Source organism: Catenuloplanes indicus, assembly GCF_030813715.1.
Classification (GTDB): Bacteria; Actinomycetota; Actinomycetes; order Mycobacteriales; family Micromonosporaceae; genus Catenuloplanes; species Catenuloplanes indicus.
The window spans coordinates 1,777,307-1,793,951 of record NZ_JAUSUZ010000001.1; the positions used below are offsets into that span (position 1 = coordinate 1,777,307).

Below are 16,645 nucleotides of genomic sequence, written 5' to 3' on the forward strand. Positions count from 1 at the left end.
GGCCGGCGTGGACGAAGGACAGGCGTGCACCCAACCACCAGCCGGACCCGGGTCGTCATCGCCGGCCTCGGTGACACCGGGCTCATCGCCACGACCGCACTCGCCCGCCAGCACCGCTACCTCGACCTGGTCGGCATCTCCACGAGAAGCGCCTGGATCGCCGGCCGCGACGTCGGACTACGGACCGCCCGTCCGGAACGCTGGGCCGATCAGTACAACATCGCATTCAGCCGGCTCCGTGTCCTGGACCGCACCCGGATCGTGCACGGCGCTGTCACCGGACTCGACGAGACCGCCCGCACCGTCACGGTCCGGGCGCCCGACGGCACGCAGACCGACGAAGCGTACGACGTGCTGTGATCGCCACCGGCGTGCGCAACGAGCGCAACGTTATGCCGTCGGCTGCGATCACTCGCCGTCACTGCAGGACTCTCTGGGGTGTAGAGCGCTACGTGACCTCACCCCACAGAGGCCACACAGCCCGCAGATCCGCGGTTCGGAGCGTGCCATCAGGCCACGCGACGGCCCCGGCCGGCAGGGCAACCGACCGGACCGGCCGGGGCGGTGCCACAGCAGACATCCGGCCGGCGGCAACCGGACCCGGCGGACGATCGGAGTGCCGGCCCGTCAGCCGTTCAGGGCGGCCCGGATGCGCTTCAAATCGTCGTCGAGGCGCTCGGCGGGAACGTTCGTCTCGATCCGGCTGAAGTCGAAGTCCTCCATCCCGAACGCCGGGAATACGTGCACGTGTGCGTGCGGCACCTCGAAGCCGGCGATCACCAGTCCGGCCCGGGGCGCATCGTAGGCCCGCTTCAGCGCCGCCCCCACCAGGTGACTGACCGTCATGACGTGCCCCAGCAGCTCCGCCGGCAGCTGCGTCCAGTCGTCGATCTCCGCCCGCGGCACGACCAGCGTGTGCCCCGCGGTCAGCGGCGCGATCGTCAGGAAGGCCGCTACCCGCTCGTCGGACCACACGATCCGCCCCGGCAGATCCCCGTTCATGATCTGCGTGAACACCGTCGCCATCGCCATCCACTCCGTCCACATGAGACATGCATAGTATCCCCCATCAAACTCAGGACATTACGTGCCAGTGGGTACGAAGGGAGCTGGCTACCGGTCCCGGCGGCCTCGGGGGGCGGTCGAACGCCGTGCGGAGCTGGTGGGTATCCGAGGTGATCAGGACGGCACGGCGGCCCGCCCCGCCCGCGTACGGGCGGCGGCCGGGCCGCGGTGGGGCGCTCAGTACACGTAGACGCTGTTGGAGCCGAACGCGATCGACGGGATCGAGGCACCCGGCGGGATCTGGTACGCGGTGCCGCCGCGGGCGGTGCCGGTGTAGAGCGTCGCGACGCGGTTCGCGGTGTTATGGGCCGACTCCGCGCGGTCGGCACCCCAGCCGTGCCAGGCCAGGCCAGGTCGACACAGGTGCCGACGGCGGGGGGATCGACCGGTCGCGGACCGGCGTGGATGCGATGCACGGCCGGCGCGAGGTCGAACGCACGGTGGAGCGATGGGAGGCGAACGAGCGGCGGCGGGCTTGCCGTCCCGGATGCTCGGGTCGAGCGCACCTCTGGGCTGGCGATCGGTCGAGGCGGTGACGTACGCCGATCGGCCCCGCGCCGAGGAGTTCGCGTTCCGGCCCGGCCGGTCGATGCTGGTCCTGATCACCAGCGGCCAGTTCCTGATGGAGCGCCGGGACCGGGACAGCTGGCCCGCGACTCCCGCGGTCCCGGCTCTTCTGCGTCGTCGCGTCCGGTCATGACGCGGCGGGCCACCTCGGCCACGCCCATGCGGTCGCTGCAGCTGCACCTCTCCCCCGGTGCCGTGGGCGTCGCTTGCATCCCGGACGAGGCGACGCTCAGCGACCAGTTCCTGTCCGCCGGTCCGGTCCGCGCCACCCCAGCTCCGTCGCCCGCCGCTCGTCGTACGCGCCGAGGCTCCACTCGCGGGCGGGGCACCACAGTGGTCCGCCGCCGGGCGCGACGAGGCCGGCGGGCGCTGGGCATACGTTTCCACAGCGGCACATCATTCCGGCGGGAACGACCGGGCCTGTCGCCAAGGCGCGGAAATCGGCGGCATCGAATCACCCGATCTTCACGCCGAGGGTAAGGGTGCAGGCAGATCCACCATTTCTGTGAACCGGTGATGAACCGAGACGGACGGTGCCACGTCAATCCGGCGTCGGCGCGGCGGCTGTCCTTGCGCGCCTGGTGAGGAGTGTGACGTGGCCGGTGCCGGGGATACCTTTCTGATCTGCGCGGATGGTCGCTTCATCGCGGTGCCGGGCGGCGTTTTTTACCACGACGGCGCGATGTCCGACCCGGTCGACCATGCCGCGCTGACCGGCGCGATGCAGTCGCCGCGCGTCACCGGCTCGATCATGGTCTACGTCCAGGCCACGATCGGCATCGGCGCGCTCGACCGGGTCCGTCGCGCGCTGGAGGAGATCCCCGCCCCGATCCGCGACCGGTTCATGCTCGGCACGCTCCCCGGCGAGCGCGTCGACCCGGCCGCCTGGATGGACCTCGCCGACGCGCTCGACCTGCCCGCACACGCCACGTTCGGCCCCGGTCTGACGCCGTCCGCCCGCCTCGTCCCGCTCGGTGTCACCGGTCTGGAAACCCAGACAGATCCGGCCACGGTACGGGTGCTGCCGCGCGTCCAGGCCGCCGCGCGCGAGACGCTGCGCACGGTCCTGGACGGCGGCGAGCCGTCCTGGACCCGGCTGGAGGAGCTGACCGCCGGCGCGGCCGCGATCCGTGACGGGCTGCGCATCCCGCTGAGGCTGCGTGGCGACGGGCAGCGCGGCCGGTCCGGTGCCGCCTATGCGCTCGCGGCCGGCATCGCGCTCTACGGTCCGCCACCCGGCGCCGACCCGGCCGCGTTGCTGCGCGGCGTGCGCCCGATCGGCGCGGACGACGTGCTGCGTGCCTGGGGCGGTCCCGCGGTCGCCACCGAGCCGGGCGCGCTGGTATCCGCGCTCGTCGCCGCCCCGGGCTCCGGTGCACTGGTCACGACGGACCTGGCCGGCGGCGGACGGCCCGGCCTCGGCTGGCTGGTGTCCCGCCCGGACGGCCTGGCCTGGATCGACCTGGAGCTGGACGGCGACGCCTCGATCCGGGCGATGACGGCACCGGACGCGGTGTCTCTGCTGGGCGCGCTGCCCGGCGGGCGCCCCGCCGTGCTCCGGGTGGACGCAACCGGCCAGCCGGCCACCGGCCTACCGGGGCCGGCCCCGGCCGCTCACGTCGTGGCTCGGGACGTCACGCCGGCCGGGACGCCGGCGCGTGCGGCGCTGAGTGAGGGGCAGATCCATGAGCTGTTCGGCCGGGTGGTCGAGTCGGGCGAGCATGCCGCGGCCGTACACGGCGATCGGACACTGGCGGAGTGCCTTGCGCTGATCCAGGACCTGGTCGGACGGCTGCACCAGGACGGCGTGCGCGTCCTGCACATGCGTGAGGAGCCGGGCGTCGGCCGGGCCGCCGAGTCATGGCTCGGCGACCGGCAGGACTGGCAGCGGTTCGGCGGCTGGGACGAGCTGACCGGCCGGCTCACGGACGAGCCGGGACTGGGCCCGGGCTCACTGGCGGTCGTGCTGACCGAACGGACCAACGCTGCGGCCGGTCATGTCTACGCGGCCTACCACACGTCCGATCGGGGCGTGCTCTGGATCAACCTGACCAGCGCCGGTACGGCACCACGGGTGGGTGCGCCCGCAGAACTTCCGGCGGAATCCGCCGCGTACACCCGGGCGATCATGATCGATCCGACCGGAGTGGTGTCGGCCGGCACACGTGCAGCAGCACCGGAATCGCAGTCCACGGCACGGTCCGTCATCGACGCCCCGATCAGCCGCGGATACCGCGGGGGCGGCATCGAGGCCGAGCGCACCATGCCGCTCGAACTGCCCGCGCGCGAGGAGGACGAGGACGGTGACATCATCCTCGCGCACACCGCGGACCACAGCATCGACCTGCTCATCGAAAAGAAGTGGCTGTATGAGCGGGACGGCGCGTACCACCTGACGGCGAAGAGCTCGGACGAGGAGTCGGAGCAAACCGCCGTCGTGGAGGTGCGCGCCGGTGTCCTCGGCATCCTGCCCGGCGAAGAGAACCGCATCCAGGACACGGACGGGTTCTGGGACCGGCTGATCGCGCTCGAGGAGCGCTTCGAACAGGTCGACACCGAGCCCGGAACCCCCGACACCCGCCTTCAGTTACTGCTCTCCGGGCTCGGGTTCGGCTTCACCCCGCTGGCCGCCGGCGCGACGATCGGCGCCCCGCCGGTGGGCGACGCCGGCGGCAACCACGGGCACATGTCGTTCGGTGTCGCGCCGGCGATCATCAAACCGGTGCTGAAAACCGTCACGGACGGGACCTGGCGTGACGACAGCATCACCCACGAGAGCTTCTTCGGCCCGGTCCCGTACCGGACCAAGGCGGGTCAGGCGGAAGGCGCCACGTTCGGCGCCGAGATGGCCGGGCGGCTCGACGAGTTCTTTGCGTCGCACGGCCTGGCCGGCACGGCGTACGTGTCCGAAGCCCTCGAAGGCGTCCTGACACTCGTCTACTCGCACACGTCCGGCTACCTGGATTCCTGGGTACCGAGTGACACCGTCGAGAAGGCGCACATCGCCACGCTGTCCCGACAGGATCATCGGTTGTACTGGGCCGACCTGCCCTGGTGGGAGGCATTCGCCCTGGCACTGCACGCGACCGAGGTCCGAGACGGGATCGGCCGGTCGTATCTGCGGAACAACCCGGCATTCCTGGGCCGGATGCGGCAGGTCGGCAAGCTCAAACCGGATCGGGCCGGGATCACCGCCGAGAACTGGAGCGGCTATCGGACCGGGACCGCGCCGACGGCGGACGAGTACGTGCGCGCCTCGGTCACCGGCCGGACGCTGGACCCGCGCGATGTCTTCGGCCCGATCACCCTCTTCTCCGAGCTGGACACCAACGGCGGCCGGCTCCGGCACGGTCTGGCGATCCTGGAGGTGCGTTCGTTCGGCGCCCGCCGGGTCACGATGCGCGAACTACGCGACTACTTCCGGACGATCGCCGACGTCATCCGGACCGAGTACGCGCGGATAGCGGACCAGCCGCCACTGCACACCGTGCGGCTGCGGGTGACCGACCCCGGCGTGGACAACCCGACGGCCGCGATGTTCCGCGCGGTTGCGCTGGCGCAGGACGGTGACCTGGACGGCTCGGCCCGGCAGACCGCAATCGCGAACGCCGGGCTCAGCGACACCGATCGGGAGCAGTGGACCAGCATGCTGACCCGGCGTGCGCCGATGGAGCAGGACGAGGCCTTCGGCGGGCAGATGCGGAAGATCGCTTACGAGATCGCACCGCCGGACGCCAGGGCCTGGTTCGACGCCGTCACGGACGACAGATGGGCGACCGCCGACGACAGCGGCTCCGCGCCCGGTACGACGTCGCCGTGGTACGACGTCGGCCTCGCGCTCATCGAGGAGCAGCAGTACGAGGCGGCCGGGGCGCTGTTCCGCGCGCTGGAGACCTCCGCGCGCGTCACGGCGGCGGCCGAGCACGCGCTGGCGCTCATCCAGGCGAACACCATGACGGCTCGGCTCGAAGCGCTGCGGGATCTGCTGAGCACAGCCGGCCCTGACGGATTCGGCGCGGCGCAGGCCGTGCTGCGGGCCGTCGACGTGCCGGCCGATCAACGCCGCATGGTGGAGGCGCTCGGCGCGATGCTCCGCGACGACCTCGACGGCGCGTTCGAGATCGTCGATTCGCTCTTCGCGCGTCTGTCCCAGGAGTCTCGGGGCCACTGGGCGCGGTCCGCACACGACCTCACCGGGTCCGGGCCGTTGCCGGATCGTCTGGTCGAGCTCGCCGTCGAGGCCTGGGCGTCCGTGACCGACCCGACGACCGCCTACTTCGCGCAGCTTGGTCTGGCCTCGTTCGTGGAGGCCGGCGGCCCCAAGATCCGACGGCTGGTCGACGACCGGATCTCCGCCCTGTTCGACAAGGCCCAGACCCCGATCGACGTGCGACGCAAAGCCATGGCCTGGGCACTGGGCGATCTGGGCATCACGCCGGAGATCTACCAACTGCTCGACGCGGAGAACGCGACCGACCGTCAGCAGATCCTGCGGCACATGCTGGACCGCTCGCCGGAGTCGGACTCCGACTCCGACTCCGACGCGCCCAGGCAGCCGGCGGATCCGGGCCCGGTGATCGAAGCGCGCGCTGTCGCGGACCTCCAGAGTCTGCTCGCGCTCGTCGACGACGCCGAGCCGCTGGACATCGTGCTCCGCGACACGTTGGGGGCCGTGGCCGCGGTGGCCTCCGGCGACGAGAGCGGGGTCCCGTCGACGCTACGCGACGTGCTCGCCGGCAACCACAATCACGTCGAGCACGTGGGGTGGCTGCTGGAGGGGATGCGCAGCCGGAACCTGGCCCCCGACGTGCGAGACGCCGTCGAGCAGGTCGACGCGATCGTCGCGAGCAGCTCGGAGAACCCGGCAGCGCCCGCGGTCGGGACGGCCCACCGGCCCGGTCCGTCGTCCCAATGGGACCACCACCAGACCTACCTGGCCCGGGTCGAATTCCAGAACCCGCCGGGAATCCCATCGGCACTGCGCGGCCTGGAGACCAGTCACCGGCTCGATCAGCTGCGCAAGCACGCCCGGGCCGCGGAGCCGAGAGTCAACGCGACGCTCGCGCGGTTCCCCAACTCGGACGAGGCCGCACGCTGGCGTGCCGCCGTCGCCGGCCTGAAGACCGCGACCGCGGACTCCGGCCAGGTCCGCGACCTCGTCGCCGCGCTCGACCATGCCGCGTCCGGACTGCTCCGGCTGGATCCCGGCGCGATTGGCGCGCTCGCACCACTGTGGACGGGCAGGCTCACCGCAGCGCGGGAGACGCCCGCGCTGCGTACCATCGGGACCTGGCCGTTCGGCGATCTGAACGCGCTCACCGCCGGTCTGGGCCGTCCGGTGCTGACCGTGAACCTGAGCGGGTCCGCAACGCACACGATGGACGAGCTGGAGAGCGCGCTGCGCGAGCACCGGCTGTGGGGCGAGACACCGATCGTGTTCGCCACGCTGGGCACCACCGTGACCGGCGCGCGATTCACGGCGTTGCACAGGCGGTTCCGGCCGATCGTCGTCCAGCAGGCCATGACGGACGACGTCGAGATGGTGTGGCGCCTGTTCCAGCAGGACGGCAAGCTGGCGACGCAGACCGGCCTGATCAGCGCGGAGCTGCTGCGGGAGGCGGTCGCGCTGCCGGTCGTCACATGGGGGCGGTTCGTGCCTCCGGTGCTGGCCGGCCTGCTCACGGCAGGGGACGGCGTGGAGCGGTTCCACCGGGAGAACGAGCAGAAGCTGACCGATCCGGGGGTACGGGACGTGCTGCGTGCGCTGGTCGACACGGAGCCGGACGGCGCACGGCTGGCCGGCCTCCAGGTCGCGCTGGGCATGCCTGCCGCGCCCACCGATCACCCGGTCCCGTCCACGACCTCGGTGCTCGACATCGAGCCGCCCTGGACCGGCGGACCGGTCCCGGCCGCGTTCGCCCACGACTTCCTGGCTCAGAGCGGCGGCCGGGCCGAACGGTACCGGATGGACGGCCTGCTGTTCGAGATCGTCATGGCCGGGCGGATGTCGCAGGCGGACGCGCTCACGCTCCTGCGTGCCACCGCGGCGACGAAGGCCGACCTGGCGGTGATTCAGGTCTTCGAGTCGGTGTTCGACGTGCTGAACCTCTCCGACGAACGCGCCGCCGCCGACCCGCACACCGACCCGGAGCTGCTTCGCATCCTCGGCAAGACCAGCGCAGTGTCCAGCACGGCGCGTCCGGCCGGCACGCCACCACCGGACTGTGTGGACCGGACAGACCGCACCTCGTTCGTCGGCCGGCTCGACGCGCTACGCGACCGGCTACGGGCCGAGGGGCGCTTCGCGCACGCCGACTTGATCGAAACCCTCAACTACATCGTCGCCAATTGCTGAGCCGGGCGCCTTTTGACCACGACCGATTGCCTGCACCATCCGCGAACCGCCCCCGCAGTGTTGCCACGGGCGAAGCCGATACCGACGTGCAGGTTTCTTCGCCGACGAACTGCTTGCGGCTCCGGGCAGGACCGCGACCGTGCCGGCCTCGCCGAGTCGCCGGCTGTGAACTTCACAGTTCTCGCGCAGTTCGGATCGGAGGATGCGCTCTTCACCTTCATCGGCAACGGCGATGTCAAGATCGAGCTCATCTCGGCCGGGCGAGGACCCGTGACCCCCTCCCGCCGCGACCCTGCCGGCCGGTCACGACGCACCGTCCGCCAGGCGCTCAGTTCACCGATCCCGCCGCCCCGCAAGCCACGTCGGGCCGGAAGCTCTCAGCTCGTCCCATGGCTCACCGTCGAGATCATTTACGCCCGGACAGGCCATCCGGGGCTGGGGTCGATGACGGCACCGAGGTGATCAGCGCGGCTACGGGCTGCTGCCCTGCCGGTGGGCCTGCCCGCCCGCCGGCGCTGAACCGGGTGCTCGGGCGGGCCCGTCCGGCCCGAGCCCCTCAGGCGCGACGTGGTCGCTCTGGCCCGGACAACACTTTTTCCGCCCGCCATTCTAATTTCCATCGATGTCTTGACGTGCTGCGGAACGGCTCGTAACTTAGCGCCATCTTCCGGAAACACTCCGGAACTTTCGGTGTCGAGAGGCGAGGTTTCCATGGCTCCGAAGAGGACCGTCGCAGTAGCCGCCGTGATGGTGCTGGCCGCCGCCGGCCTGGCCGCCTGCGGGGGCGGCGACGGTGGGTCCGGGCCGGACGGCAAGGTCACGATGCAGTTCTGGCACAACGCCACGACCGGGCCCGGCGCGGCGTTCTGGGAGAAGACCGTCGCCGACTTCCAGGCCGCCCATCCGAACGTCACGATCGAGATCCAGCAGGTGCAGAACGAGGACCTCGACGGCAAGCTTCAGACCGCGCTCAACTCCGGCTCGGCGCCCGACATCTTCCTGCAGCGCGGCGGCGGGAAGATGGCCGCGATGGTGGAGGCCGGCCAGCTCAAGGACATCACCGGCGAGATCAGCGCCGAGACCAAGCAGGCCGTGGGGGACGCCGCCCTGGGGACCGGCGAGGTGGACGGCAAGACCTACGCCGTACCCGTGTCGATCATGCCCGGGGGTTTCTGGTACAGCAAGAACCTGTTCGCCGAGGCCGGGATCACCACGCCCCCGACCACGATCGACGAGCTGAACACCGCGGTGACCAAGCTCAAGGCGATCGGCGCCCCGATCGCTCTCGGCGGCAAGGACGCCTGGCCCGCGGCTCACTGGTACTACTTCTTCACCTTGCGCGCGTGCAGTCAGGCCTCGCTCGACACCGCCGCGAAGCAGAAGGACTTCAGCGATCCCTGCTGGACCAAGGCCGGCAACGACCTCAAGGCGTTCGCCGACACCGATCCGTTCAACGACGGCTTCCTGACCACCTCCGCCCAGCAGGGCGCGGGCAGCTCGGCGGGCCTGGTCGCCAACTACAGGGCCAGCATGGAGCTGATGGGCGCCTGGAACCCGGGCGTGCTCGCCTCGCTGACCAAGGATCAGAAGCCGATGCCCGATCTGGGCTTCTTCCCCTTCCCGGCGGTCCCGGGCGGTCAGGGTGACCCGGCGGCCATCATGGGCGGCGCGGGTGGCTACTCCTGCTCGGCCGAGGCGCCCAAGGAGTGCGTCCAGTTCCTCGACTACCTCGTCACCAAGAACGTGCAGGTCGAGCAGTACAAGGCCTTCAACTCGCTGCCGATCACCAAGGAAGCGCAGAGCGCCGTCACCGAGGACTATCTCAAGGCGGTGCTCGACGCCTACAACAAGGCGCCCTACGTCTCCCAGTGGCTCGACACCGTCTACGGCCAGAACGTGGGCAACGCGCTGAATCTCGGTGTGGTGAACCTGCTGGCCGGCAAGGGCGACGTCGCCGGGATCATCACGGCCGTCAACGACGCGGCGAAGAAGGACTGAGGTGACGATCACCGAGACCGGTGGCCGCGCACGGAGCGGGGGCGGCGACGTGCAGGCGCCGCCCCCGCTCCGTCCCCGCCGGCGCGGCATCGGCTGGGCGCAACGGCTGGAGATCGTGCTGCTGTCCGGTCCGGCGATCCTGATGTTCGTCGGCTTCGTGATCTTCCCGGTCCTGATGGCCGCCTACTACGGCTTCTACCGGTGGAAGGGTTTCGGGCCGCCGACCGACGTCGTCGGCCTCGACAACTACGTCACCATCCTCCAGGACGCCGCGTTCCGCGAGGCGCTGTGGCACAACGCCGTCATCGTCGTGCTGTCGCTGGTCCTCCAGGCGCCGGTGGCCCTCGGCTTCGCCCTGCTGCTCAACCAGAAGATCCGCGGCCAGTCGATCATCCGGGTGCTGATCTTCGTGCCGTACGTGATCGCCGAGGTCATCGTGGGCACGGCCTGGAGCCTGATGCTGCAGACCACCGGCGCGGTCAACGACGCGCTCCGCTCGATCGGGCTGGGCCGGTTCGCCGCGGACTGGCTGGCCGACCCGCGGCTGGCCATCTGGTCCCTGATGCTGATCCTCACCTGGAAATACGTCGGGTTCGCGGTGATCCTGTTCCTGGCCGGCATGCAGAACATCCCGCAGGAACTGTCCGAGGCCGCGGCGGTGGACGGCGCCTCCTACTGGCAGACCCAGTGGCGGATCACCCTGCCGCTGCTCGGGCCGACCCTGCGGATCTGGGCGTTCCTGTCGATCATCGGCTCGCTCCAGGTGTTCGACCTGGTCTACATCATCTGGGGCCAGTACGTCGCCTCGACCGCCGGCACCTCGACGATGGCGACGTACATGGTCGTCGAGGGCCGCAACGCGGGCAACTACGGGTTCGGCAACGCCGTGGCGGTCGTACTGTTCCTCATCTCCATGCTCATCGCGCTGCTCTACCAGCGTTTCGTGCTGCGCCGGGACACCGAGGGCGCGCTTACCGAGGGGCGATAATGGCGCAATCCCGCTGGGGCAACCCCATCGTCTACGCCGCCGCGCTGATGCTGATCGGCGTCATGCTCGGGCCGGTGCTCTACATCATCATCGGCGGGTTCCGGACCAACTCGCAGATCACCACCGACCCGGCCGGCTTTCCCGACCCGTGGGTGCTCAGCAATTACACCGACGTGCTGACCGGCGACACCTTCTGGCGCCAGGTCGGCAACTCGACGATCGCCGCGCTCGCCACCACCGTCGGCGTCGTCGTGCTCGGCGTGATGGCCAGTTACGTCCTGGCCCGCTACCGGTTCCGCGGCCGGGCAGCGATGTACGCCCTGTTCGCCGCCGGGCTGATGTTTCCCGCGACGGTCGCCATCACGCCCCTCTACATCCTGGTGAAGAACCTCGGGCTGGTGAACACGCTGCCCGGCGTCATCCTGCCGCAGATCGCCTTCGGCCTGCCCACGACGATCATCATCCTGGTCCCGTTCCTCCAGGCGATCCCGAAGGAGATCGAGGAGGCCGCCGCCATCGACCGGTGCAGCCGGCTGGGCTTCCTGTGGCGGATGGTGCTCCCGCTCTCGGTGCCCGGCCTGATCACCACCGGGATCCTCGCGTTCATCGGCAGCTGGAACAGCTATCTGCTGCCGTTGTTCATCCTCAACGACCAGGACGGCTTCACGCTGCCGCTGGGCGTGCAGGCCTTCTCCTCGCAGTATTCCGTGGACACCGCGAAGGTACTGGCCTTCACCTCGCTGTCGATGATCCCGGCACTGGTCTTCTTCAGCCTCTTCGAGCGCCGCATCGTCGGCGGGCTCACCGGCGCGGTCAAGGGGTGAACCCCGCCGGGCCCGCTGGACGAGCCCGGCGGCTCACGGGTGAGACCGCAGAGAATCCGGCGCCCTCCCCCGCCATGCGGGCCGCCACCAGCACGGCCGCCAGGAGCCGGATCGTGGCGGACCTGTAGGCGCGAGACGGCTACGACATCCGGACGACGCTCTTGTAGTCCCCGACGACGACGTTGCGGAGCGGGACGGCGGTGATCGTGTACTTGCCGGCGACCAGCCCTTCTATCGGCACCACGATCGACGAGTCGCCGGGCCGCACGGTCACCGCATGGGAGGTGCGGGTGGCGTTCGGCCCCGAGGCGGTCACGAACACGACGCCGACGCCCGTGCCGGCCACCCGTGCCGGGACGGTGAGCTGTCCCGCTTCCACCGAGCCGTTGGCGTCCTGCAGATCGACCCGGAGTGCGGTGGGCGTGCCCGGATCGGGGATGCCCGGCCGCCAGCCCCAGGCGTCGAGCAGCCAGAGCCGGCCGTCGGCGTTGCGGGGCACCAGTTCCAGGGAGGTGATGCCACGGCGGTCGACCGCCGGAGTCAGCGGCACGCGCACCTCCTGCGCCCAGGCCGACTTGGTCAACTCGGTGCCGGGCAGTCCGTTCAGCTGGACCCGGCCGAGTGTCGAACGCCGTCCGGCACGATCGCTGACCGCCACGTCGAAGGTCGTGCCGATGGAATTCGGCGGCACGACGACCCGCATCGTCAGCGCGGTCGCGCCGTCGATCACGGACGGGTGCGCCGGGCGGAGGATCACCGGACGGCCCGGGGAGGACCACGAGACGGATACGCCGAACCGGCCCGGATCGGCGCCGGACAGCACGTGCGGGGAGTTCACGAGCCCGCACGCGCTCAGCCGGCACAGCGAGCCGTCCCCGGTCACGCTCAGATCCGCGGCCGGAATCACCAGCGGAGCCCGGGAGCCGCCGAGCGCGTGGCTGCGGGCCGGAGCCCCGGGGGCCGTACCGTCCAGGAACGGGCGCATCCGGTCGTCGCCGTCGAGGAAGAGCCGGGCCGCGGCCACGAAGGAGGCGGCCGCCGCCGCACGCTGCTCCGCCGCGGTCATGCGATGCGGCGACCCGGCCGAGCACCGCGGGTCGGTGGTGTCGGTGACATCGTCCGCCCCCGGACCGGCCGACTCGCCGGGCGTCCACTCCGAGTTGAAGAAGTTGTGGTTGGCTCCGGGCAGGAAGACCGCACTGTGCAGGGCGACTCCCGCGCCGACGTCGCGTGTCCCGTCCACGTACACCTGCGACGCGAGATCCTTGGCGTCACCGTCGCACTCGGGCAGGATGCTCAGCGACGGTACGTCGGCCACCGGGTTACGGCCGACGGCGGTGGCACCGAGCAGGATCGTCCCGCGGATCCGCCACCGCACCGGTACGGGCGCGTTGTCCAGCTCGTCCGGCGGGGCCACGATGCTGTCCATGGCGGCACGGTTGGCGGCGTCCCCGCCTCGGGAGTGACCGATCAGCAGGACCCGGGAGAGGTCGGCCGGCGGCGCGGCACGGACCGCCTCGGGCGACTGGTCGCGACCCGCGCCCGACCAGTCGGCCCACCGGGACAGGTGCAGTCTGATCAGGGCGGCACGGGTTCGCTCGTCGACGAGGAGGTCGATGGCCTGGTTGGTCACGCCGTTGGCGGACAGCGACACGGTGACGTAACCCCACGACGCCAGCTGCTGCGCAATGGCCTCGTACCCGCGGTAGCTCATCAGCTCCGAGGAGCCTTCGGGGCACGGCCACAGCTGAAGCACGCTGCCGTCGCCGTAGCACGTAGGGAAGAAGCCGTGCACGAGCACGACCAGCGGGGCCGGCCCGGTGACCCCGCGCGGGGCGACCACCTTCGCGCGCATCTCCACCGGCTCGTCCAGTTCCGGCAGCACGACCGGCGGCAGGTCGTATTCACCCGCGACCGTCGCATAGGGGCCCGGCACGGCCGGGTCGGGACCGGAAGAGGAGGCTTGCGAGGGCACGGCTGTCAGCACCCCGGCGCACAACCCCGCGACGATCGCCTTGACGAACCGCATCCCGCGCACCCTTCGCTCATATGGTCCGGCATCGCACCGTCACCGCCGGGTGATCACCCTAACCACGAGCGGAGTCCGAATTTCAACGCTGCCGTTGCGCGACCGCTGGGCCGGCCGACGACGCTTGGACGGCGCTGCGGGCGCCTTCGACGGCGGTGATCATGCGCCGGACCACGTCGGTCACCCGGCGCAGGTCTTCGCCGTCGACATCCGCGACCGTATCGTGCATCAGCCGCCCGAGCGGGACGAAGAAGTCGGTCGCGAGCTGCATGGCCTGGGGCTGCATGACAATGGTGACTTTGCGACGGTCACGCGGGTCACGTACGCGGCGTACGTGGCCGGCGTTCTCCAGCCGGTCCACCAGCCCGCTGGTCGAGGGCGCGCCGAGGCCGAGCCTGGTCGCCAGTTCGCCCGAGGTTATCGGATGTCCGCTGCGGGTGCCCTGACTGATCCACATGATCGCGTTCAGGTCGTTGCGACCGAGGCCGTGAGCGCGGGCGAACACGTCGACGAACACGTCGCTCTCGACGGTGAACAGGCGCAACGCGTCGATGAGGTCCTCGACGAGCTCGACACGCTCGGCATGGGGAGAAGGTTGCGTCGTCACATCACACATTCTATCGTTTCGTTTGACGAATATTTCGGCAAACGAAGGATCTATCATGGGTGCTCGCTGGGCAGCCGCCGTCACCAGCAGGATCGGCGCTCTGGTTATCGTCGTGGCCGCCGTCGCGCTGACCGCGCTGGTATGGCTCACATCGCCGGCCCAGCCGGCGGCCGAGCCGACCGACGGGCTACCCGCCGGCAAACAGTCGACCCGGGTGACCGAGCTGGCGGACCGTTTCCCCAGCGGCCGCACCGATGCCGCCGTCGTCGTCTACGAACGCCGCGACGCGGCACTGAGCACGGCCGACAAGGACGCGATCGCCACCGCAGCGAAGGCACTCGCCGCCCGGGCGCCGGGCGGGATCGTGCCGCCACCGACGGTCTCCCGCGACCAACAGGCAGCCCTGCTGATCGTCCCGGTGCCCGGCGACCTCGACGACGACACGCAGGCGACCACGGTCGACGGCATCCGCGCCACCGTGCGCGACGGACTGCCGGCCGGACTGACGGCGCAGGTCACCGGTGGCCCGGCGTTCAGCCGCGACATCGCTGCCGCATTCGACGGCGCCGACGTCACCCTGCTGCTGACGACCGCGGGCGTCGTCGCCCTCCTGTTGCTGGTCACCTACCGCAGCCCGATTCTCTGGATCGCTCCGCTTCTGGTCATCGGCGTCGCCGACCAGGTGGTCGCCAAGCTGCTGCCCTGGATCGCTCGCCTGGTCGGCGAACGCACCGACGCCTCGGTCAGCGGTATCGTGTCCGTCCTCGTGTTCGGTGCCGGCACCGACTACGCGCTGCTACTGATCTCCCGCTACCGCGAGGAGCTACGCCGAACCCCGCATCGGCGCGTCGCCATGACCAACGCCCTGCGGGCAGCCGCGCCGGCGATCACCGGAAGTGCCGCCACGGTGATCCTCGCCCTGCTCACCCTGCTCGCCGCGGTCCTGACCAGCAACCGTACGCTCGGCATCTCCGCCGCCCTCGGGGTCGCCGTGGCGCTGCTGTTCGGCCTGATCGTGCTCCCAGCCGTGCTGGCCTGTCTGCCGCGCGGGGTCTTCTGGCCGGTGGTGCCACAGACAGGTTCAGCCGAGCCGAGCGACACCGGCTGGTGGGCGCGCACCGCGCGCAGCGTCGGCCGGCGGCCCACCGCGGTGCTGGTGGTCGCGCTACTGATGCTGGGCGGCCTCGCCGCCGGGCTGACGACGACGAAAATCGGGCTGTCACAGACCGAGCAGTTCCGCACCACGGTCGAATCAGTCACCGCTCAGGACGCCCTCGCCCGGCATTTCCCCGCCGGTAGCTCACAACCGCTCACCGTCATCAGCACGAGCGCCACCGCCGACGTAGCCAAGGCGAGCATCGCCGCCGTGCCGGGCGTGGCGTCCGTCGGCCGGCCCGAAACCTCGGATGACGGCCGGCTCACGCAGGTCTCGGTCGAGCTGACCGCCGGGCCCGGCACCGCCGAGGCCGACCAGGCCGTACGCGACATCCGCGCCACTCTGGCCGGCATCCCTGGCGCCGAAGCCCTCGTCGGTGGCGCCTCGGCGGCCGACCTCGATCAGCGGGACGCCAACATTCGCGACGACAAGGTGATCGTGCCGCTGGTGATGGCCGTGGTGCTGCTCGTACTGATGGTGCTGCTGCGCTCGCTGCTCGCCCCGGTGCTGCTCCTGCTGACGGTGATCGTCAGCTACGCCGCCAGCCTCGGCGCGGCCACCCTCCTGCTCACCCACGGGCTCGACATGCGCGCGCTCGACGCGGGAGTGCCGCTGCTGAGCTTCCTGTTCCTGGTGGCCCTCGGCGTCGACTACAACATCTTCCTGGTCACCCGGGCCCGGGAAGAGACCGCCGCGCGCGGTGACACGCGTACGGCCATGGTCCACGCGCTCGGCGCGACCGGCGGCGTCATCACCTCGGCCGGCATCCTGCTCGCCGCCGTGTTCACCGTGCTCGGCGTCCTTCCCGTCATCGTGCTCACGCAGATCGGAGTCATCGTCGCCATCGGTGTCCTGCTCGACACCCTGCTGGTGCGCACGCTGGTCGTGCCCGCAATCGCCCTGCTGCTGGGCGAACGTTTCTGGTGGCCCGCACGGCCCGCCCACCGGGGGCCGGAGTCATCCGGCGAGGCCACAGAACTGCGTGATTCCGCTGCGCCTGTCGCCTGACGTCCCGCACGATCATCACGGCGGGGTTGACCTGAAAGCCGTATCTCG

At 70.8% G+C, this 16,645-nt stretch carries 10 protein-coding genes; 7 read left to right on the top strand and 3 right to left on the bottom strand.

Translation table 11 applies throughout. The features are described from left to right. The first annotated feature begins 24 nt into the window (after positions 1-24). The gene (locus J2S42_RS08280) at positions 25-360 is read left to right on the top strand and encodes a hypothetical protein (protein WP_307237053.1); all 336 of its coding nucleotides are present in this window, start codon (positions 25-27) and stop codon (positions 358-360) included. A gap of 267 nt (positions 361-627) precedes the next feature. Here J2S42_RS08280 and J2S42_RS08285 read toward each other — a convergent pair whose 3' ends face one another. Then, a complete protein-coding gene (locus tag J2S42_RS08285) occupies positions 628-1,047 on the bottom strand; it encodes an HIT family protein (protein WP_307237056.1) in 420 nt (139 codons plus the stop codon). Between the two features lie 466 nt (positions 1,048-1,513). Between J2S42_RS08285 and J2S42_RS08290 the strand changes: the two genes are divergently transcribed. From J2S42_RS08290 to J2S42_RS08310, 5 genes are all read left to right on the top strand, one after another. Continuing rightward, a complete protein-coding gene (locus tag J2S42_RS08290) occupies positions 1,514-1,765 on the top strand; it encodes a hypothetical protein (RefSeq protein ID WP_307237059.1) in 252 nt (83 codons plus the stop codon). Between the two features lie 549 nt (positions 1,766-2,314). Next, positions 2,315-7,987: a hypothetical protein gene (locus J2S42_RS08295; RefSeq protein WP_307237062.1), complete on the top strand. Its 5,673-nt coding sequence runs from the start codon at positions 2,315-2,317 to the stop codon at positions 7,985-7,987. Between the two features lie 711 nt (positions 7,988-8,698). Further along, positions 8,699-9,985 carry an ABC transporter substrate-binding protein gene (locus J2S42_RS08300; protein ID WP_307237065.1) on the top strand — a complete coding sequence of 429 codons (1,287 nt, stop codon included), beginning with the start codon at positions 8,699-8,701 and terminating at the stop codon, positions 9,983-9,985. Position 9,986: 1 nt separating this feature from the next. Further along, positions 9,987-10,973 carry a carbohydrate ABC transporter permease gene (locus tag J2S42_RS08305; RefSeq protein WP_307237068.1) on the top strand — a complete coding sequence of 329 codons (987 nt, stop codon included), beginning with the start codon at positions 9,987-9,989 and terminating at the stop codon, positions 10,971-10,973. Then, the gene (locus J2S42_RS08310) at positions 10,973-11,797 is read left to right on the top strand and encodes a carbohydrate ABC transporter permease (protein WP_307237071.1); all 825 of its coding nucleotides are present in this window, start codon (positions 10,973-10,975) and stop codon (positions 11,795-11,797) included. Before J2S42_RS08305 ends, J2S42_RS08310 begins: the two co-directional genes overlap by 1 nt. Before the next feature lie 139 nt (positions 11,798-11,936). On the opposite strand, the gene J2S42_RS08315 is transcribed toward J2S42_RS08310, so the two are convergent. Further along, entirely contained in the window at positions 11,937-13,826 is a 1,890-nt protein-coding gene (locus tag J2S42_RS08315) for an alpha/beta hydrolase (RefSeq protein ID WP_307237074.1), read from the bottom strand. An 82-nt stretch (positions 13,827-13,908) separates the two neighbouring features. Continuing rightward, positions 13,909-14,442 (bottom strand): MarR family winged helix-turn-helix transcriptional regulator, encoded by a 534-nt coding sequence (locus J2S42_RS08320; RefSeq protein ID WP_307237077.1) that lies wholly within the window; start codon positions 14,440-14,442, stop codon positions 13,909-13,911. A gap of 46 nt (positions 14,443-14,488) precedes the next feature. Here J2S42_RS08320 and J2S42_RS08325 point away from each other — a divergent pair, with 46 nt between their 5' ends. Next, on the top strand, positions 14,489-16,597 hold the full coding sequence (locus tag J2S42_RS08325) for an MMPL family transporter (protein ID WP_307237080.1): 2,109 nt from the start codon (positions 14,489-14,491) through the stop codon (positions 16,595-16,597). The last annotated feature ends 48 nt before the right edge of the window (positions 16,598-16,645 follow it).